This window comes from Peribacillus sp. NPDC097224 (assembly GCF_044761985.1).
Lineage (GTDB): Bacteria > Bacillota > Bacilli > Bacillales > DSM-1321 > Peribacillus.
The window spans coordinates 26,422-47,062 of the sequence record NZ_JBIWDK010000005.1 but is presented as its reverse complement, the minus strand read 5'-3'; the positions used below and the strand labels follow the sequence as shown (position 1 = coordinate 47,062).

Genomic DNA, 20,641 nt, shown 5'->3' with positions numbered 1-20,641 from the left:
TGACGATTTAATGCTCACAGACATGCAAATCGCTGTAATCGGTGGGGATGCGCGTCAGCTTGAAGTTGTTCGTAAACTGACTGAGCTAGATGCGAAGCTGTTTTTAGTAGGGTTTGAACAGCTTGACCATGCGTTTACAGGTGCGGTTAAGGAGAAATTAGAAGATATAAATTTTACGGAACTGGATGCAGTTATCTTGCCTGTGCGAGGGACGGATTCAACCGGTAAAGTGGAAACCATCTTCTCCAGTGAAGATGTTTTCTTGACCGAGTCCATGATAAATGACACGCCAAAGGATTGTGTATTTTATTCAGGAATCAGTAATGATTACCTCGATCGACTATTCAAGGAAGCAGGTCGTAAACTCGTACTCTTATTTGAGCGAGACGATGTAGCGATATACAATTCGATTCCCACCGTAGAGGGCGCAATCATGATGGCTATTCAACACACGGATTTTACCATCCATGGATCGGATGTTGCCGTTCTAGGCCTAGGAAGGGTTGGGATGAGTGTGGCACGATCATTTCAAGCACTTGGAGCCAAAGTGAAGGTAGGGGCGAGGAAAAGCGAAGATATTGCGAGAATTACTGAAATGGCGATAATCCCTTTTCATCTAAATGATCTTGCGTCCGAAATGAAAAATGTTGATATTTGCATTAATACCATCCCTTTTCCCATCATTACAGCAGACGTTCTTGCAAACATGCCCGTTCATACTTTGATTATTGACCTTGCTTCAAAGCCTGGGGGGACGGATTTTCGTTTTGCGGAAAAAAGGGGAATTAAAGCGTTATTGGCGCCAAGCCTACCGGGGATAGTGGCCCCGAAAACTGCCGGTCAAATTTTGGCGAATGCACTTGGGGTCTTGATCCAAGGGGAATTCTTGAAAAGAAAGGGGAAAAAATTATGAATCTGAAAGGTAAACGGATCGGTTTTGGATTGACAGGATCGCATTGCACATACGATAGTGTGTTTCCCGAGATAGAAAAACTTATAAATGAAGGGGCAGAAGTCATTCCGATTGTGACATCCACTGTTCAAAATACGGAAACACGCTTTGGAAATGGGGAGGACTGGGTTGCACGTATAGAAAAATTGACGGGAAATGAAGCCGTTGATACAATCGTCAAAGCAGAGCCATTAGGACCTAAATTGCCGCTAGACTGCATGGTCATTGCTCCGTTGACCGGGAATTCGATGAGTAAGATGGCAAATGCCCTTACAGATTCGCCTGTACTTATGGCTGCAAAAGCGACGATGAGAAATCACCGTCCAGTTGTGGTTGCGATTTCAACCAACGATGCCCTTGGTTTGAATGGTGTAAATTTAATGAGGCTGATGGCTGCAAAGGATATCTATTTTGTTCCATACGGCCAAGATAATCCGGTAGGCAAACCGAGCTCGATGGTGGCGAGAATGAGTTTGATTCGGGATACCATCGTGGCGGCAATAGAAGGAGAACAAATACAGCCAGTGATTATTGAAAGGTTCAAAGATGATGTAATCTAATTGTCGTTCCATAATGCCTAAATCCAGGAAATGTCATTTGTTCATGCTTTGCAACCAGTTGGAATTATCGTTAAGAACCAAAAACAATCTATACTACCAGAATATTTTGTTAAAGTGCGTTCTTTCGAATGTTAATGTGTTAAAATATATGATATTCTGAGCAAGTAGAAATAATTAGACAAATTATAAACCAACTTTTAGAGATAGAAAAGGAGTATGGACAAATGACCGGGACACAGGGATTGCATATTGCAGTAGTAGGAGCGACTGGAGCAGTAGGACAACAAATGATTTCAACACTTGAACAACGGGATTTACCGATTAAGAAAATCATCTTTTTATCATCGGCTCGTTCTGCAGGGACTAAATTGTCATTTAAAGGCGAAGAAATCGAAGTTCAGGAAGCAAAACCTGAAAGCTTTGAAGGCATAGATATCGCTCTTTTCAGTGCAGGAGGAAGTGTGTCTAAGGAATTGGCTCCTGAAGCAGTAAAAAGAGGAGCGATAGTAGTAGATAATACAAGCGCGTTCCGCATGGATGAAAATGTTCCGCTTGTTGTACCGGAAGTAAATGAAGAGGACTTGAAACAGCATAACGGGATCATTGCCAACCCGAATTGCTCAACAATCCAGATGGTTGTTGCATTGGAACCAATCCGTCAAGAGTTTGGTTTATCAAAGGTAGTAGTTTCAACATACCAAGCAGTATCTGGAGCTGGAGTCGCTGCGATAAACGAACTAAAGGATCAGGCTCGTGATCTTCTGGATGAAAAAGAAATCGAACCAAAAATCTTGCCGGTAAAAGGGGATGCCAAGCATTATCAAATTGCTTTCAATGTCATTCCACAAATCGATAGGTTCCAAGATAATGGATTCACGTTTGAAGAAATGAAAATGATTAATGAAACAAAGAAAATCATGCATATGGAAGAGCTACCTGTAGCGGCAACTTGCGTAAGGCTTCCTGTTGTAACGGGGCATTCGGAATCCGTATACATCGAAGTCGAAAAAGAAGGCATTTCTGCGTCTGAGATCAAGAATTTGATGAAAACGGCACCGGGAGTCGTATTAGAAGATGAGCCAGAACAACAGGTTTATCCAACGCCTGCATCATCTGTCGGCAAGAATGACGTATTCGTTGGCCGGATCCGTAAAGATTTAGATGAAGATAAAGGCTTCCATTTATGGATAGTTTCCGATAATCTATTAAAAGGGGCAGCATGGAATTCTGTCCAAATAGCTGAAAGCCTTTTAAAATTAGGGTTAGTGACAGTTAAGTAAGGTAAAAACTCAAGCAGCTAAGACTTGTCAACATGATAGAGAGTTAGGTCAGCTTCCTTAACGGGGGAGCTGGCTTATATTTGGGGTGAGAATAGTGAAAATAATCGTCCAGAAATTCGGTGGGACATCAGTCCGGGACGAAGAGAGCCGGGCCCATGCCAAGAATCATATCGAAAGGGCAATTAAAGAAGGCTACAAAGTGGTGGTCGTTGTTTCTGCCATGGGTAGGAAAGGCGATCCATATGCGACGGATACGTTACTTTCTTTAGTGAATGGTTCCAACGCCCGCCTCTCCAAGCGGGAACAGGATTTACTAATGTCGGTAGGGGAAACGATCTCTTCTGTCGTATTTACGAATATGTTATTGGAACATGGAATCGAGGCTACTGCATACACAGGTGCTCAAGCAGGGTTCCAGACGAATTATGAATTTTCGAGTGCGAAAATCATTGAAATGAAATGTGACCGTCTTCTGAAAGAACTTGAATTGAAGGATGTCGTCGTGGTCGCAGGCTTCCAAGGGGCCGCTAAAAATGGGGACATGACAACTATTGGACGAGGTGGAAGTGACACTTCGGCTGCTGCATTGGGGGCGGCTTTACAGGCTGACCGCGTTGATATTTTCACGGACGTCGAAGGTATCATGACCGCTGATCCACGGATTGCAGAGCATGCACGCCCATTATCGATCGTTTCTTATACTGAGGTATGCAATATGGCATATCAAGGCGCTAAAGTCATCCATCCCCGCGCGGTCGAAATTGCTATGCAGGCAAAAGTACCAATCCGGATTCGTTCGACATACAGTGAAGGGTTGGGAACTCTGGTTACCAGTGTCAATAAAGGAAGCCAAGGTAGTGATATCAGGGAAAGACTCGTTACAGGAATCGCTCATGTTTCGAAAATCACCCAAATTAAGGTGAATGCAAAAAAAGGACAATATAATTTACAGGCAGAAGTGTTTAAAGCAATGGCAAATGCATCTATTTCCGTAGACTTTATCAATATTTCTCCGCATGGTGTCGTGTATACGGTCACGGAAGAGATGACCGAACTTGCACTTTCCATTCTTACAGGAATGGGACATGAGCCTCTCGTTGAGCGGAATTGTGCGAAGGTATCAGTCGTGGGAGCAGGCATCAACGGAGTACCTGGGGTTGCATCAAAAATTGTCACAGCATTATCGGAAAATGAAATCTCGATTCTACAATCCGCGGATAGCCATACGACTATATGGGTTCTAGTGAAGGAAGAAGATTTAATCAAGGCTGTAAATTCACTTCATGATGCATTCCATTTACATGAAATAGAAGCAGAATAATCTATATAGAGGTTTTAAAAATTAAAGAGGTGTTAAATAATGATATTTGGTAGAGTATCAACCGCAATGGTCACCCCTTTCGATAGCAAGGGAAACGTTGATTTTCAAAAAACAACTAAATTAGTCAATTACTTATTATCGAACGGAACGGATTCGCTTGTACTTGCGGGTACAACTGGGGAATCACCGACATTATCCTCGGAAGAGAAGATAGCCTTGCTTCGCCATGTCACCAAGGTTGTAGAAAAACGGGTGCCAATCATCATGGGAACTGGGAGCAATAACACATATGCTTCCATTGAGCTGACTAAAAAAGCAGAAAAGAATGGCGCCGACGCAATCATGTTGGTGGCTCCTTATTATAGTAAAACGAATCAGGAAGGCCTATACCAACATTTTAAAGCGATTGCCGAAAGTACGACATTGCCGGTCATGGTTTATAACATTCCGGGACGTGCTTCGGTCAATATTGAACCGGAGACCATTATTCGCCTTGCGGAAATACCGAATATCGTGGCTGTGAAAGAGGCGAGCGGCGATTTAAACGCCATGACCCAAATCATTGCCGAAACGGATGAAGATTTCGCTTTATATAGTGGCGATGATGCTTTAACCCTTCCTGTACTAGCAATCGGTGGGGTTGGGGTCGTATCGGTTGCTTCCCATGTAGCCGGGAATGAAATGCAGAAAATTGTTGAAGCTTTCGTCACTGGGAACTTATCGGAAGCGGCGAGACTTCATCAGGAGCTACTCCCGCTCATAAAAGGCTTATTTGCAGCACCAAGCCCTGCGCCTGTTAAAACGGCTCTTCAAATTCGTGGCATAGATGTAGGCTCAGTCAGGTTACCAATTGTACCATTGACTGAAAAAGAGCGCTTAACGCTCATATCCGTCTTAAATAAATAAAAATTCACCAAACAAGCTGATCGTTTAATGATTGGCTTGTTTTTACATAGAATGATTAGTTTTGGGATTCCCGTATTATTTTCTTTCCAGTTATAGGATAAAGGCTTATACTTCTAATAGTCTTTTCTTTAAAAAAGACAAAAATTGAGAAGTGGGACCTATACATATACGCATGGCCAAGTAGAGGAAAAAATCTTTCTAAAAATGGTATGTGTTGTCATGTTTTTTGAACTTGAGTTATAATGAAATCATTGGAACTTATGAACGGCTATTTTTTAAGGAGGATATTCGATTGGGTAAAGATAAAAATAATGGAATTAAAGTGATTTCTCTTGGGGGACAAGGGGAACTTGGTAAAAATATGTATGTAGTTGAGGTGAACGATGACCTTTATCTTTTGGATGCAGGTTTGATGTTGCCGGAAGAAGAAATGCTTGGCATCGATGCTGTTATACCTGATATTTCTTATTTGATGGATAACAAAGAACGGATTCAGGGGATTTTTATAACGCATGGTCATGAAGATCATATGGGAGCCCTAGCTTATGTATTGAAGTATTTACCTGTTCCTGTTTATGGGACAAAGTTAACACTAGCGTTGATTAAGACTAAGTTGAAGGAAGATGGCTTTAATGGCCGGGCAATTTTTACTGAGATTGACTCTGATTCCCTTTTGAGTTTCCCAGAGGCTGCTGTTTCCTTTTTCCGTACGAACCATAGTATCCCTGATTCTGTGGGAGTGGTCATCCATACTCGTGAAGGGGCCATCGTCTACACCGGTGATTTCAAGTTTGATCAAGCTGCGACCGAACTGTATAAACCGGAAATAGGCAAAATGGCAAGTATAGGAGAAGAAGGGGTCCTGTGTCTCCTATCTGATAGCACAGGAGCGGAGAAACCAGGCTATACACCATCTGAAGCGGTAGTGGCCAAGGATATTACCGAAGCTTTCCGTTCCACATCCGGAAGAATTATCGTTGCCTGCTTTGCTTCGAACGTAAATCGAATTCAGCATGTTTTCAACGCGGCTGCAGCGAATAAGAGGAAAGTGGCCGTTGTTGGAAAAAGTCTGAAGCGGGTATATGAAACAGCCTTAAATCTAGGTTACTTAAAAGTGGAAGAAGATTTAATCATTCCGGTCAGTGAAATCAGCCAATACGAAGACCGTGAAATTGTGGTGCTATCAACGGGTCATCAGGGGGAGCCGATAGCGGCACTTCAAAAAATGGCGAAGCAGACTCATAAGCAAGTTACGATTAAGAAAGGGGATACGGTCTTGATCAGTGCGTCCCCACTACAGGGTGGAGAACTCATTCTATCAAAAACCGTCGACTTACTTTACCGGGTGGGTGCGGAAGTCGTTTCTTCTAATAAATATAAGGTCCATGTTACGGGCCATGGTAGTCAGGAAGAATTGAAAATGATGATCAACCTGATGAACCCTAAGTTTTTCATACCGGTACATGGGGAATACCGTCACCTTTATTCTCACCAAAAAGTAGGTATCTCTGCCGGAATCAAGCCGGAAAACATTATGATTGCTGAAAAAGGTGACGTCATTGAAATGAATGGTGATAAGATTGCCCTTTCAGGCAAGGTAACTGCTGGAAATATTTTAATTGATGGCAGTGGTGTTGGTGATGTCGGGAATATCGTACTCCGTGATCGCCGTCTGTTATCACAAGATGGTATATTGATTGTTGTGGTCACGTTGAATCGACAAGATAAGAGCATTGCTGCAGGTCCGGAAATCATCTCCCGTGGATTCGTATATGTACGTGAATCAGAAAAAATGATGACGGAAGCAACAGCCATTGTCAATGAGATAGTGAAGAAAAACGGTTCTCGTCAGCCTTTCGATTGGTCCACGCTGAAACAGGAAATGCGTGATGCGCTAAACCAATTCTTCTATGAAAAAACAAAGCGTCGTCCGATGATATTACCCATCATCATGGAATATTAATAAAAAAGGGATTTTCATACCCCCTTTTTCAAGTAAAATAAGCGAAAATGCAAAAGGCGGCAACGTTCATACAACGTTTCTGCCTTTTTGTATTCCTTTCGATTTCGATTTTTAAAAGGGGCAAGGCTTTTTCTCATGCAGGCTATCTGACTGGAAGAATGAAGTTTAAGACTCGAGACATAATAAGGGCATAGGCTTTTGAGAAAGGGGTTGCCATAAGTGGATACACCATTACCAAATGAAAATGAAGGACGACAGGAAGGTAAAAATTCAACTTTAATTGAGAAGATTCAGCAGTTGGGAACAACAAGTGTCCCACAATTATCGAAAGACTCAAAAATCCATTGTTTGACGATCATTGGTCAAATTGAAGGTCACATGCAACTTCCTCCACAAAATAAAACGACAAAGTATGAGCATGTTATTCCTCAAATTGTTGCGATTGAACAAAATCCTAATATTGAGGGGTTACTTGTCATTTTAAATACCGTCGGAGGAGACGTGGAAGCGGGACTAGCCATTGCCGAGATGTTAGCTTCCTTGTCTAAGCCGTCCGTCTCCATCGTTTTAGGAGGCGGACATTCCATTGGGGTGCCGATTGCCGTATCTTGTGATTATTCCTTTATAGCAGAGACGGCGACCATGACGATCCATCCTATTAGGTTGACAGGTATGGTCATTGGAGTACCGCAAACATTTGAATACTTAGATAAAATGCAGGAACGGGTCATAAAGTTTGTCACACGGCATTCCAATGTTACCGAAGACAGTTTTAAAGATCTAATGTTCGCTAAAGGAAATTTAACGAGGGATATAGGCACGAATGTAATCGGGGTGGAAGCGGTCGATGTTGGAATGATTGATGGTGTCGGAGGAGTAGGGCAGGCGATGAGGAAACTGAATGAATTCATGGAGGAAAGAAGTACAAATAAAGGAGAAGAGGGGCTACTGCAATGACACTTTATACGATTGTTCCAGAAGAAATCATCTTCCCTCATCCCCATGAGAAAATTGCACAAATGATTGAAATGAAGGTGAATGGGGTTCATGTTATGGTGGAACATGAAGGAGGAAGTTCGTTTCGCATTGATCGGATCGTGAGTACGAATCCTGAGGATTACATGAAGACCAATGTACAGCCTGGTGAAGTCGTCAATGTATTCGAACCGTTGAGAAATTAGAAAAAAGGACCAACGGAGAGAAATTATGATATACTAATGAAAAAATTAGCAGCCCTTTGGCTGCTTTATTCATTGGTTTGTTTTTTCATGTTAGATAAGACACGATCAAGGGACAACATGATATTTTTTTGATATAATCGTTGAGCGAACGTTTGTTTCCTATTGAGTTGTACCATATGAATGTAAAGAAGTTTCAAGAAGAATCAGGTGATTTTATGGTGAAGAAGAAAAAAAGGAAAAAGAAAAGTACAGAAAAATTAAAGATTACGCTTAAATATGAATTGATTGGCCTAATCATAATAAGTCTGGCCGTCATTGCCATTGCAAAACTAGGGGCAGTGGGAAATGGTACCGTCCTTTTAGTCCGTTTCTTTATGGGAGAGTGGTATATCCTCTTTTTATTAGGGGCAATAACGGCGGGCTTTTATTTGATGATTAAAAGAGAAGTTCCATATTTGCTGAAACGGCAGTTAATTGGTTTGTATTTCATTGTTGCGAGTATGCTACTGCTTAGTCATGTCACCCTCTTTAATTTATTGGCCGAAGGTGGTCCTTTCGCAAAGCCAAGTGTCATTTCGAATACTTGGGAATTGTTCTGGATGGAAGTGACCGGAAATGCTAGCACAAAGGATCTTGGCGGTGGGATGGTTGGTGCTGTTTTATTCGCTGCTTCTTATTTCTTGTTCGATGAAGCGGGTTCAAAAATCGTATCCATCGTCCTAATAATCATTGGGATTGTATTACTGACTGGGAAAACACTAGGCGATACTCTTGGTAAATTTGCCTTCGCCCTTGGTAGCTTTGTTAAAAGGCAATGGACCGCGTTTAGTGATGATATGAAAACCTGGAATAACGATAAGAAACAGAAGAAAAAAGATCCGGTCAAAAAGAAAAAACGTGAAAAAGAACCAGTGGAAGAAGAGGTTCATGCCATACAGCAGGTAGAAGAGACACAACAAGTGGCGACAGAGCGTATTATTTCAAGCTTTGCAGATAAAGCATACGGTGATGATGAAAAGGATGAACAACCGTCTGCTGAAACGCTACCTTCGGCTGAAGTTGAAGAAGAACATGACGATCCTGTTCCCGCCATCGATTTTACGGAAGTAGAAAATAAAGAATATGCTCTACCGCCACTTTCCTTGTTATCGCAACCGAAAAAAACGGATCAAAGTGGAGAGTATCAATTAATTCATGAAAATGCGGCAAAGCTTGAACGCACTTTTCAGAGCTTTGGGGTCAAAGCAAGAGTCACTCAAGTTTATTTGGGACCGGCTGTCACTAAATATGAAGTGCACCCGGATGTAGGGGTGAAAGTCAGCAAAATAGTGAGCCTTTCCGATGACCTTGCACTGGCACTTGCAGCTAAAGATATCCGGATGGAAGCACCGATTCCAGGTAAATCGGCGATTGGGATTGAGGTACCGAATTCCGAGGTGGCAATGGTTTCCCTTAGAGAAGTATTGGATGCAAAAGAAGTGGACAAGCCGGATGCCAAGCTGCAAATTGGTCTAGGCCGAAATATTTCCGGTGAAGCGGTTAAGGCCGAACTAAATAAAATGCCCCATTTACTGGTAGCGGGGGCTACAGGAAGTGGTAAATCCGTCTGTATCAACGGCATTATCACAAGTATCTTGATGCGGGCAAAACCTCATGAAGTGAAGATGATGATGATTGATCCGAAAATGGTGGAACTCAATGTCTATAACGGGATTCCACATTTACTGGCACCAGTCGTGACTAATCCGAAAAAAGCGGCCCAAGCTTTGCAAAAAGTGGTCAGTGAAATGGAACGACGCTACGAGCTCTTTTCACATACGGGTACGCGTAATATAGAAGGCTATAACGATTACGTAAACCGTTTTAACAGTGAGGAAGATTCCAAACAACCGTTGTTACCTTATATAGTAGTGATAGTCGATGAACTGGCTGATTTGATGATGGTGGCTTCAAATGACGTGGAGGATGCTATCACACGTCTTGCACAGATGGCAAGGGCAGCGGGCATCCACTTAATCATAGCCACTCAGCGACCCTCTGTAGATGTTATTACGGGTGTCATCAAGGCCAACATCCCATCCAGGATCGCTTTTAGTGTCTCCTCCTCAACGGATTCAAGAACCATACTCGATATGGGAGGTGCGGAGAAACTGCTAGGCCGTGGAGATATGCTATTTTTACCTGTTGGATCTTCAAAACCAATTCGCGTCCAAGGGGCTTTCTTATCCGATCATGAAGTTGAAGAAGTGGTCACTTTCGTCATTTCCCAACAGAAAGCTCAGTACAACGAAGAAATGATTCCGGATGAGATACCGGAGACGTCAAGCGGTGAAGTCGAAGATAGTTTATATGGGGAAGCGGTGGCTTTAATTACCGAAATGCAGACAGCTTCTGTCTCGATGCTTCAGCGCCGTTTCAGGATTGGCTATACGCGGGCTGCAAGGTTAATCGATGAAATGGAAGCAAGGGGAATCGTCGGTCCATATGAAGGAAGTAAACCACGTAATGTGTTAATTTCCAAAGATGATCATGATGAAGCACATTTATCTTAGGTATAAAAAAATACCGGGCAGCTGCCCGGTATTTTTTAATTTACTGTCGCTTCGTCTAGATGCTCTAGGCAGAAGGCAGTAATCATGGCTACTTCTTCATCTTCTAACTCGAAATCAAACAGTTGATCGCTGCCTTTTTCTAGAATGTCATATTTAACAAGTCTGCCATTCTGTTCTTCGACAACAAATAAAACCCGGATATATAAACCGTTCTCTGAAAAGAGTTCGTCCTCTTCCGGAACTTCAATATCTAAAAAGTATTCAAAGCGGTCTCCGGATAAGATTCCGAATGGGTCGGTCAATTTTTCTACGGTATATTCTGTAATGTTTAACATAATTCGATCATCCCTTCAAAGAAGATAAGTTCTATTATACAGCAAAACGGATTCTTGGAAAGAAAGCAGTGTCATTTTCGCAATAAGAATTTTACCCATGACCAATAGTTGGATTAGGGCAAATAATCGTAAGATTTGCAACGTTTTTACTACGTGGAAGAAAATAGGGGGGTATATTCTACTAAATTCTTTTCAGTTAATTAGTAAAACTCTATTTATTTATAGTTGAAAAAATGTTATATTATTTTCGATTAGTAGGAATGATTCAACATCAGATGTCTGATGTCTTAAGAAACAAGCTGGGGGAAACTGTATGTCTATTAAATCAGATAGTCGACATTTATATTTGCAGGTCATTGATTACCTGAAGCAAGATATTGAATCAGGAGTTTACAAGGAAAATGAAAAATTCCCTTCTGAATTCGATCTTGCAAAAAAGCTAGGAGTGAGTAGAGCGACGCTTCGTGAAGCACTGCGAATTTTAGAAGAAGAAAATATCATCATTCGCCGCCATGGAGTCGGAACCTTTGTCAATCCTAAGCCACGGTTCACTTCAGGTATCGAGCAACTAAAAAGTGTCACGGATATGATTGAGGAGGCAGGGATGAAGCCGGGGACGTTTTTCTTAAGTTCGACGACTCAAGAACCAACAGAAGAGGATATCCGCAGGTTTTCATGTACACCGGATGAACGCATCGTGATTATTGAACGTGTAAGAACAGCGAATGGTGAGCCTGTCATCTACTGTATCGATAAAATTCCTGAATCTATTCTCTCGGTGAATTTCGACCGTAATGATGAGTCTCTTTTTGATATATTGGAAAGGGACGCTGATAGGAAAATCACCCATGCCGTAGCTGAAATAGAGCCTATCGGATACCATGAGAAGGTTTCTCCTATCCTTAAATGTACGCCTGAAGCTGCCTTGCTCGTTCTAAAGCAGATGCATCTGGATGACTGGGACCAGCCTATCTTGTATTCTGTTAACTACTTTAAAGCCAATATGTTCAGTTTTCATGTCCTTCGGAAACGGGTGTAGGCATAGTCCCTTACATAAGGATGAATGCAAACGTTTGTTTCCACTATGGCACACCGTTAACCGTTTAGTTTTTTTGTGGACCATTGAAAACGCAAACATGAATGACTTTTCAGAACATTCCTGCTCAAACCATCAATCTTAGGAGGAAAAAAAATGAAAAAGCGCAAATTGGGTTTAGCTCTTTCGCTTGTTCTTGCTGCTGGTACATTATTGGGGGCTTGTGGTAATTCAGAGGACGATGATAAAGAATCTTCTACTGGGAAAGACAAGAAAGATAATTTCACAGTAGCGATGGTGACCGATACGGGTGGAGTTGATGATGAGTCTTTCAACCAATCCGCTTGGGTAGGAATTCAGGACTTCGGGAAAGAAAATAACTTAAAAAAAGGTAAGGATGGATACAATTACCTGCAATCGAAATCGGATGCTGACTATGCAAAGAACTTGAATACGCTTGTCCGTGAAGATTACAGTTTGATTTATGCCATTGGTTTCTTATTAGCAGAGTCAGTTGAAGAAGTAGCTGACCAACGTCCTGATTCACATTTTGCTATCGTCGATACTGTTGTGGATAAACCGAATGTTGCAAGTATTAATTTCAAAGAACAGCAAGGTTCCTTCTTGGTTGGGGTTATAGCTGGACTTCAAACGAAAACGAACAAAGTCGGTTTTATCGGCGGAGTTGAATCCGAATTAATCAAAAAATTCGAAATCGGATTCAAAGCTGGTGTATTGGCAGTAAACCCGAAAGCAAAAGTAGAAGTCAAGTATGCCGGTGATTTCAATAAGGCTGATATCGGTAAATCTACTGCTGGGTCTATGTACTCTTCAGGAGCAGATATCATTTATCATGCTGCTGGCGGTACGGGTAAAGGTGTATTCACTGAAGCAGTGGAACAAAAACAAAAAGATCCTAAGAGAGAAATTTATGTAATTGGTGTGGATAGTGATCAAGTTAAACTGGGAGATGTTCCAGGAACAGATGAAAATGTTACATTAACATCCATGATCAAACGCGTTGATATTGCGGTTAAAGACCTTTCTACAAAAGCGAAGGATGGAAAATTCCCTGGTGGAGAAACCATTGAATATGGTATCGAAGAGAATGGTGTAGGCATTTCAGAATCGAAAGACAATGTTTCTGAAGAATCTTTAAAAGCAGTAGAAGAATGGACTGCGAAAATCAAGTCAGGTGATTTAGTGGTTCCTGGCACGGATGATGAATTCAAAAAATTCCAAGAAGAATTATAATCAGAAAGATCGAGAGGGAGTAGGGAACATTTTCCTATTCCTTCTTTTCCCCAAAAACGCTGGTGGAAAAAAATGAATGAAAGACTATGAAAGATTCATAGTTTCTCATTTGGTTTTTTCTAATAAGGTAGGGATAAGCCAATCTTCTAGTTAAGTTTCATATACACTCATTTAGGGGTTGATTATACGTGGATTATGTAATTGAGATGCTGAACATCCGAAAGGAGTTTCCTGGAATCGTCGCTAATGATAATGTAACCCTTCAAGTGAAAAAAGGGGAGATTCACGCATTATTGGGTGAAAATGGTGCCGGAAAATCGACATTGATGAATGTTCTGTTTGGACTTTACCAACCAGAACAAGGGGAAATTCGAGTGAATGGAGAGCCCCATAAAATCACAAGTCCAAATATTGCAAATGATTTAGGAATCGGGATGGTGCATCAGCATTTTATGCTTGTTGATCCTTTTACTGTCACTGAAAATATCATTTTGGGAAAAGAACCTTCAAAGGCTGGGAAAATTGATTTAAAAGAGGCGAGTGAAGAAGTTCGGAAACTATCGGAACAATACCAGCTTCGTGTTGACCCTCATGCGAAAATTGCCGACATTTCGATAGGGATGCAACAACGTGTCGAAATTTTGAAAACACTCTACCGTGGGGCAGAGATTCTCATATTCGATGAACCTACGGCCGTATTGACCCCTCAAGAGATTAAAGAGCTGATAACGATTATGAAGGCGCTCGTTAGAGAAGGGAAATCTATCATTTTGATCACCCACAAACTTAAGGAAATCATGGAAGTTTGTGATCGTGTGACAGTCATCCGTAAAGGACAAGGAATTGGGACGGTTACTGTCAGTGAAACAAACCCCAATGAACTAGCTAGTTTAATGGTTGGCCGGGAAGTCCTATTTAAAACGGAAAAAACGGAAGGTACCCCAACGGATGTCGTTTTAGATGTAAAAGGACTTGAAGTGAAGGATGCCAGGGGAGTTTCAGCCGTAAGGAACCTGGATTTAACCGTCCGTGCTGGAGAAATCGTCGGTATCGCAGGAGTGGATGGCAATGGTCAATCCGAACTCATTGAGGCTTTGGCCGGTTTAAGGAAAACGACAGCTGGTAGCATTCAATTGAATGGCAAGGAAATCCGGAATCTAAAACCACGGAAAATTACGGAATCAGGGGTAGGACATATCCCGGAAGACCGTCATAAGCATGGCTTGGTCCTCGATTATAGCATTGGGGAAAACATTGTCCTGCAAACGTATTATCAACAGCCATTTTCCAAAGGTGGAATCTTGAATTCAAGAAAAATATTCGAAAAAGCCCGTTCTTTAATTAAATCTTATGATGTTCGTACACCAAGTGAGTATACACCTGCAAGGGCTCTATCGGGAGGAAACCAGCAGAAAGCAATCATCGGCCGGGAAGTTGATAGAAACCCGGATTTATTGATTGCCGCACAGCCCACTCGAGGACTCGATGTTGGAGCGATTGAATTTATTCATAGACGTTTGATTGAACAACGTGATGCGGGCAAGGCGGTACTTCTCATCTCATTCGAACTGGATGAAATCATGAATGTGAGCGATAGAATTGCTGTTATATACGAGGGAGAAATCGTGGCCATTGTCAATCCTAAAGAAACGACAGAACAGGAACTTGGGCTTCTTATGGCTGGCAGTAAACGGACGGGAGCAGGTGAGAAACAACATGACTAAAGACAAAATCATGAAGTTTGTATCTAAATATTTATCCAAATTACTAAACCCGGTGATTGCCGTCATCCTCGGTTTAATTGTAGGGGCTATCATCATGTTGGTCAGTGGATACGATCCAATTGCAGGATATGGTTCCATGCTTGGCGGCATTGTTGGGGATTCTTATTATGTGGGAGAATCAGTCAGGACGATCATCCCTTATATCCTTACCGGTTTGGCGGTCGCTTTTGCTTTTCGTACGGGTCTATTCAATATCGGTGTTGAAGGACAATTAATCGTAGGCTGGCTGGCTGCAGTATGGGTAGGAATTGCTTTTGAACTTCCTGGGGTCATTCATTTACCTTTAGCGATTTTAGCAGGGGCCGTTGCAGGAGCTCTGTGGGCCTTTATCCCGGGGTATTTAAAAGCGAAATTTCGTGTACACGAAGTAATCGTTTCTATCATGCTAAATTATACGGCCTTATATGTAACGAACTATTTAATCCGGAACGTATTGACGGACAAGCTGGATAAAACAGAGAGAATTGCTGATTCTGCTTCTCTTCGTTCACCTTTCTTTGAAAGCATGACCGATTATTCCCGGATGCACTGGGGAATTGTCGTAGCCATCATATGTGTGATCATCATGTGGTTCATTTTAGAAAAAACCAAAACCGGTTTTGAATTGAAAGCGGTTGGATTTAATCAGCATGCATCTGAGTACGCAGGGATGAGCGTCAATAAGAACATTATCCTATCCATGGTCATTTCAGGTGCATTCGCTGGTCTTGCTGGAGCGATGGAAGGATTGGGTACATTCGGATATGCTGCCGTAAAAGGCGGATTCACAGGTATGGGATTTGATGGTATCGCAGTCGCGTTACTCGGAGCGAATACGGCCATCGGTGTTGTGTTGGCAGCCTTATTATTCGGTGGACTAAAAGCCGGGGCATTGAACATGCCACTTGAAACAGGCATACCTAGTGAAATTGTAGACATTGTCATTGCATTGATCATCTTCTTCGTAGCATCCAGTTACTTTATTCGTTGGATTGCCAATCGTTTTAAGAAAGGGGTGAAATAAGTGGACTTTTATCAAGTTTTACAAATTATTGTACCATCAATGATCGCTCTAGCTGCTCCGCTTATATTCACGGCACTCGGCGGAGTATTTTCTGAACGGGCTGGCGTCATCAATATTGGGTTAGAAGGATTAATGGTCATTGGTGCTTTCACCGGGATTGTATTTAACTTAACCTTTGCCGAAACATTTGGCGCTTGGACTCCGTGGCTGGCAGTTTTAGCCGCTATGGTTGCCGGATTGTTATTTTCGGTTCTCCATGCCGTTGCGTCGATCACATTCAGGGCGGACCAAACGGTTAGTGGGGTCGCCATCAACTTATTGGCAGTCGGGCTCACGATGTTTTTAGTCAAGCTGATTTATGATAAAGGACAAACAGATCGTATTACGGAAACATTCCCGAGGATTGATGTCCCATTACTAAGCGATATCCCATTCATCGGTCCAATCCTCTTCTCGAATGGATATTATATCGTCTATATCGCTATTTTAATTTCATTTGTCGTATGGTATATCCTTTATAAAACGCCGTTCGGCTTACGAATCCGGGCTGTAGGGGAGCACCCGATGGCCGCTGATACGATGGGTGTCAACGTTACGAAAATTCGGTATGCAGGCGTTCTTCTTTCAGGTGCTTTTGGGGGAATCGGCGGAGCAATATATGCGACCATCTTTTCTAATGAATTCAACCATGCGACCATCAATGGTCAAGGGTTCATGGCTATTGCGGCCATGATATTTGGTAAGTGGCACCCAATCGGGGCTATGGGAGCCGCCTTATTCTTTGGACTGGCTCAAAGCTTGAGTATTGTGGGATCAAGCCTACCATTCTTTAAAGACATTCCATCTGTCTATCTATTAATTGCGCCTTATGTTCTAACAATTATCGCATTAACTGGATTCATCGGTCGCGCAGATGCACCTAAGGCATCTGGTCAGCCGTATATCAAAGGAAATAGATAAAAGTTTGACGGTCAGCTATTATAATGCTGACCGTTTTTTTCATGTCAGGGACAGAGTAAAGATAGTTAAGTTGGAACTTTTACAAAAAAAGTACCTCCAACTTGCATGAATTTTCCTTTGACATGTATATTTTAAGGAGATGTTTAAAAGATTACGTATCTACAAACAATAACTTAATTAAGAATGCATTCCATATCGAGGAGGATTAATCCATGTCTATTGCATCCGACACAGTTACAGAAAAAAGCGGATATAAGCTGCATATTGTCCATACGGATAAATATAAAACAAACACGCTCGTGTTGAAAATGAAAGCTCCACTGACTAAAGATTCCGTTACATACCGTGCTTTATTGCCATATGTGCTTCAAAGCAGTACAAGTAAATTCCCAACTACGCCCGAGCTTCGGTCTTATTTGGATGATCTATATGGAGCGGGCTTTTACGTCGATGTGGCAAAAAAAGGGGAATATCAAGTCGTGAGCTTTACCATTGATATCGTCAACGAAAAGTTCTTAAGCGACCCGACCCCCCTTCTGGAAAAAGCTTTTGCGTTGCTTTCTGAAGTGATCTTTCATCCCAAAACAAATGGAGAGGCTTTTGATGCCAAGACTGTTACCAATGAAATCAGGTCATTAAGGCAACGTATTCAGTCAATCTATGATGATAAAATGAGATACTCCGCTACTCGTCTTGTCGAGGAAATGTGTAAAAATGAGCCATATGCTTTGGAGGCCAGTGGCAATTTAGAAGACCTGGAGACCATTACTCCACAATCACTTTATGCTTTTTATGAAAAAATGCTGGCTCAGGATGATATCGATCTGTATGTCATTGGTGATATTGATGAGTCAGAAGTGGAGAAGCTGGCTGACCGATATATTTCCCTTCCGGAACGGGTTCCGGCCCGACTTCAAAGAAATATAGGGGGAAAAGTTGAGAAAGAACAAGAAATCATTGAGAATGCTGATGTGAAACAAGGGAAGTTGAATATGGGGTATCGGACGCATATTTCATATGGAGATCCCGACTATTATGCCCTCCAGCTGTTTAATGGGATTTTTGGCGGTTTTTCACATTCAAAACTTTTCATCAATGTCAGGGAAAAAGCAAGCCTGGCTTATTATGCTGCCTCAAGACTTGAAAGTCATAAGGGACTTCTAATGGTGATGGCTGGCATCGAAAATGCTAACTATAAGCAGGCGATAGATATCATTCATGAACAAATGAAGGAAATGAAGCAAGGGAATTTTTCGGAAGAAGAATTGGAGCAAACGAAAGCTGTCATTAAAAATCAACTTCTAGAAACCATTGATGTATCAAGGGGATTAGTCGAAATCCTCTATCATAATGTTCTATCGGGGAAAGATATCTCACTTGATGAATGGTTTGAAAAAACGGAACAGACAACCAAGGAAGATATTATCAAAGTTGGCCAAAAGATTGAGCTAGATACAATTTACTTCCTATCTGGAACGGAGGTGCAAGAATAATGGAAAAAATTGAATTCGCCCAATTAAAAGAAGAGCTCTATCATGAAAAAATGGAGAATGGATTAGAGGTATATATTCTTCCAAAAAAAGAGTTTAACAAATCATTCGCCACGTTTACGACAAAGTACGGTTCAGTTGACAGCCATTTCAAACCATTGAACCAAGAAGGATTTACAAAAGTACCGGATGGAATTGCCCATTTCTTAGAGCATAAATTATTTGAAAAAGAAGACGGAGACGTGTTTCAACAATTCTCTAAGCAGGGTGCGTCCGCCAATGCCTTCACATCGTTTACAAGGACGGCTTATCTTTTTTCGAGCACATCGGATTTTGAAAGGAACTTAACCACATTAATAGACTTCGTCCAAGAACCTTATTTCTCCGAGAAGACCGTCGAGAAGGAAAAAGGCATTATAGGACAAGAAATTAATATGTATGATGACAACCCTGATTGGCGTTTATATTTTGGTACGATTGCGAACATGTACCATCACCATCCTGTGAAGATCGACATCGCAGGCACAGTCGAATCAATCGCAGATATTACGAAAGACATGCTTTATGATTGTTACAATACGTTCTATCATCCAAGCAACATGCTATTATTCGTTGTAGGACCAGTGGATGTGGAGAAAACGATGAAGCAGATACGGGATAATCAAAACGGTAAAGACTACCGGGAACAACCGGAAATCGAACGGAGATTCGAAAAGGAGCCCGATACAGTAGCTAAGGATAAGGATATTTTAAAAATGAATGTTCAAACACCGAAAGTGATGATTGGAATCAAGGCCACCGATGTTTTTCAAACAGGCGAACAACTTTTGAAGCGGGAACTGGCAACGAATATATACTTAGAAATGCTGTTCGGGAAAAGTTCATCCCTTCATGAAGACCTGTATGAGGAGGGATTGATTGATCAAAGCTTCTCGTATGATTATACCCAGGAACAAGGGTTTGGTTTCGCTTTAATTGGTGGAGACACGGCCAATCCTGAAAAATTAACAAAGTCTTTGTTGGAAATCCTGGAGAATTCTAAAAAAGGTACTGGTTTAAGTGAAGAAAGTTTGCAAAGAACAATTAAGAAAAAAATTGGTTCTTTCCTTCGCTCACTGAATTCACCCGAATATATTGCCAACCAATTTACGCGGTATGCATTCAATGAGATGAAATTATTCGATGTGGTAGCAGTTTTGGAAAAACTTAAAATGGAAGACATCGAACAGATTGCCAAGGATCTAATCTCCGTTGAGCGGATGACGGTCTGTGAGGTACTTCCTAAATAACATATAGAGGGGGCATGAAAGTGGAAAAGCGTTTTGCCCTTATAACGGGAGCTAGCGGAGGAATCGGCAGGGAAATTGCTTTAAAACTTGCGGAAGAAAATTATTCACTTTATTTACATTACAATAGCAATGAGGAAGCCATTCATGATCTAATTGAACAACTTCGTCCATTTCAGGTCGAACTCATCCCGATTCAGGCAGATTTGTCTACCGGGGATGGTTACAAAAAATTGGTGGAAAATATATTTGCTCTTCATGCCATCGTCCTTAATAGCGGGAATAGTTATTATGGACTCATATCAGACATGACTGAGCAGATTGTCAATGAAATGGTTCAGCTACATGTGACCAGCCCTTTTCAATTAACCAAGGAATTGTTGCCTAAATTAATGTATCAAGAAAAGGCGACCATCGTCGCAGTTACATCCATCTGGGGTCAGACGGGTGCTTCATGTGAAGTGCTTTATTCGATGGTCAAGGGAGGGCAAAATGCCTTTATCAAGGCATTAAGCAAAGAAGTATCATTAAATGGACTTCGTGTAAACGCCGTCGCCCCTGGCGCGATTTCAACTTCCATGCTGGAATCTTTTAGTGCGGAGGATTTGGAAATCATTAAAGGCGACATCCCAATGGGCAGGATGGGGAGTGCCAAGGAAGTGGCGGAAGCCGTTTCCTATTTACTTTCAGATAAGGCTTCTTATATAACCGGGCAAATCCTTGGTGTAAATGGCGGTTGGTATACTTGAATAAAATTTTTTAAGATGCATAATTTCAT

At 41.7% G+C, this 20,641-nt stretch carries 18 protein-coding genes; 17 read left to right on the top strand and 1 reads right to left on the bottom strand.

From position 1 onward, the window contains the following. Positions 1–10 precede the first annotated feature (10 nt). From dpaA to ACIQXR_RS11345, 9 genes are all read left to right on the top strand, one after another. Positions 11–913 carry a dipicolinic acid synthetase subunit A gene (dpaA, locus tag ACIQXR_RS11385; RefSeq protein WP_402868421.1) on the top strand — a complete coding sequence of 301 codons (903 nt, stop codon included), beginning with the start codon at positions 11–13 and terminating at the stop codon, positions 911–913. Then, positions 910–1,512: a dipicolinate synthase subunit B gene (locus tag ACIQXR_RS11380; protein WP_402868422.1), complete on the top strand. Its 603-nt coding sequence runs from the start codon at positions 910–912 to the stop codon at positions 1,510–1,512. Before dpaA ends, ACIQXR_RS11380 begins: the two co-directional genes overlap by 4 nt. Before the next feature lie 224 nt (positions 1,513–1,736). Further along, positions 1,737–2,792 carry an aspartate-semialdehyde dehydrogenase gene (gene asd / locus ACIQXR_RS11375; RefSeq protein WP_402868424.1) on the top strand — a complete coding sequence of 352 codons (1,056 nt, stop codon included), beginning with the start codon at positions 1,737–1,739 and terminating at the stop codon, positions 2,790–2,792. A gap of 94 nt (positions 2,793–2,886) precedes the next feature. Continuing rightward, complete coding sequence (gene dapG, locus ACIQXR_RS11370) at positions 2,887–4,113, top strand: aspartate kinase (protein WP_402868426.1); 1,227 nt, start codon at positions 2,887–2,889, stop codon at positions 4,111–4,113. A gap of 36 nt (positions 4,114–4,149) precedes the next feature. Beyond that, a complete protein-coding gene (dapA, locus tag ACIQXR_RS11365; RefSeq protein ID WP_402868575.1) occupies positions 4,150–5,019 on the top strand; it encodes a 4-hydroxy-tetrahydrodipicolinate synthase in 870 nt (289 codons plus the stop codon). A 292-nt stretch (positions 5,020–5,311) separates the two neighbouring features. Then, entirely contained in the window at positions 5,312–6,982 is a 1,671-nt protein-coding gene (locus ACIQXR_RS11360) for a ribonuclease J (RefSeq protein WP_402868428.1), read from the top strand. A 219-nt stretch (positions 6,983–7,201) separates the two neighbouring features. After that, the gene (locus tag ACIQXR_RS11355) at positions 7,202–7,939 is read left to right on the top strand and encodes a ClpP family protease (protein WP_402868430.1); all 738 of its coding nucleotides are present in this window, start codon (positions 7,202–7,204) and stop codon (positions 7,937–7,939) included. Continuing rightward, complete coding sequence (locus tag ACIQXR_RS11350) at positions 7,936–8,163, top strand: YlzJ-like family protein (protein ID WP_402868431.1); 228 nt, start codon at positions 7,936–7,938, stop codon at positions 8,161–8,163. The genes ACIQXR_RS11355 and ACIQXR_RS11350 overlap by 4 nt, the downstream gene beginning before the upstream one ends. A gap of 218 nt (positions 8,164–8,381) precedes the next feature. Continuing rightward, positions 8,382–10,715 carry a DNA translocase FtsK gene (locus ACIQXR_RS11345; RefSeq protein WP_483878326.1) on the top strand — a complete coding sequence of 778 codons (2,334 nt, stop codon included), beginning with the start codon at positions 8,382–8,384 and terminating at the stop codon, positions 10,713–10,715. Positions 10,716–10,750: 35 nt separating this feature from the next. On the opposite strand, the gene ACIQXR_RS11340 is transcribed toward ACIQXR_RS11345, so the two are convergent. After that, positions 10,751–11,050 carry a DUF6509 family protein gene (locus ACIQXR_RS11340; protein ID WP_402868433.1) on the bottom strand — a complete coding sequence of 100 codons (300 nt, stop codon included), beginning with the start codon at positions 11,048–11,050 and terminating at the stop codon, positions 10,751–10,753. Positions 11,051–11,363: 313 nt separating this feature from the next. On the opposite strand from ACIQXR_RS11340, the gene ACIQXR_RS11335 reads away from it, so the two are divergent. The 8 genes from ACIQXR_RS11335 (at position 11,364) to ymfI (ending at position 20,612) form a co-directional block, all read left to right on the top strand. Further along, positions 11,364–12,089, top strand: a complete 726-nt coding sequence (locus ACIQXR_RS11335) for a GntR family transcriptional regulator (protein ID WP_402868435.1) — start codon at positions 11,364–11,366, stop codon at positions 12,087–12,089. Positions 12,090–12,242: 153 nt separating this feature from the next. After that, a complete protein-coding gene (locus tag ACIQXR_RS11330; protein WP_402868437.1) occupies positions 12,243–13,340 on the top strand; it encodes a BMP family lipoprotein in 1,098 nt (365 codons plus the stop codon). A 188-nt stretch (positions 13,341–13,528) separates the two neighbouring features. Then, entirely contained in the window at positions 13,529–15,064 is a 1,536-nt protein-coding gene (locus tag ACIQXR_RS11325) for an ABC transporter ATP-binding protein (RefSeq protein ID WP_402868439.1), read from the top strand. After that, on the top strand, positions 15,057–16,127 hold the full coding sequence (locus tag ACIQXR_RS11320) for an ABC transporter permease (protein WP_402868441.1): 1,071 nt from the start codon (positions 15,057–15,059) through the stop codon (positions 16,125–16,127). Before ACIQXR_RS11325 ends, ACIQXR_RS11320 begins: the two co-directional genes overlap by 8 nt. After that, the gene (locus ACIQXR_RS11315) at positions 16,128–17,087 is read left to right on the top strand and encodes an ABC transporter permease (protein ID WP_402868443.1); all 960 of its coding nucleotides are present in this window, start codon (positions 16,128–16,130) and stop codon (positions 17,085–17,087) included. A gap of 212 nt (positions 17,088–17,299) precedes the next feature. Continuing rightward, positions 17,300–18,580: an EF-P 5-aminopentanol modification-associated protein YfmF gene (yfmF, locus tag ACIQXR_RS11310; protein ID WP_402868445.1), complete on the top strand. Its 1,281-nt coding sequence runs from the start codon at positions 17,300–17,302 to the stop codon at positions 18,578–18,580. Next, positions 18,580–19,866, top strand: coding sequence for an EF-P 5-aminopentanol modification-associated protein YfmH (yfmH, locus tag ACIQXR_RS11305; RefSeq protein ID WP_402868447.1), 1,287 nt, complete (start codon positions 18,580–18,582; stop codon positions 19,864–19,866). The genes yfmF and yfmH overlap by 1 nt, the downstream gene beginning before the upstream one ends. Before the next feature lie 20 nt (positions 19,867–19,886). Next, on the top strand, positions 19,887–20,612 hold the full coding sequence (gene ymfI, locus ACIQXR_RS11300) for an elongation factor P 5-aminopentanone reductase (protein WP_403080009.1): 726 nt from the start codon (positions 19,887–19,889) through the stop codon (positions 20,610–20,612). The last annotated feature ends 29 nt before the right edge of the window (positions 20,613–20,641 follow it).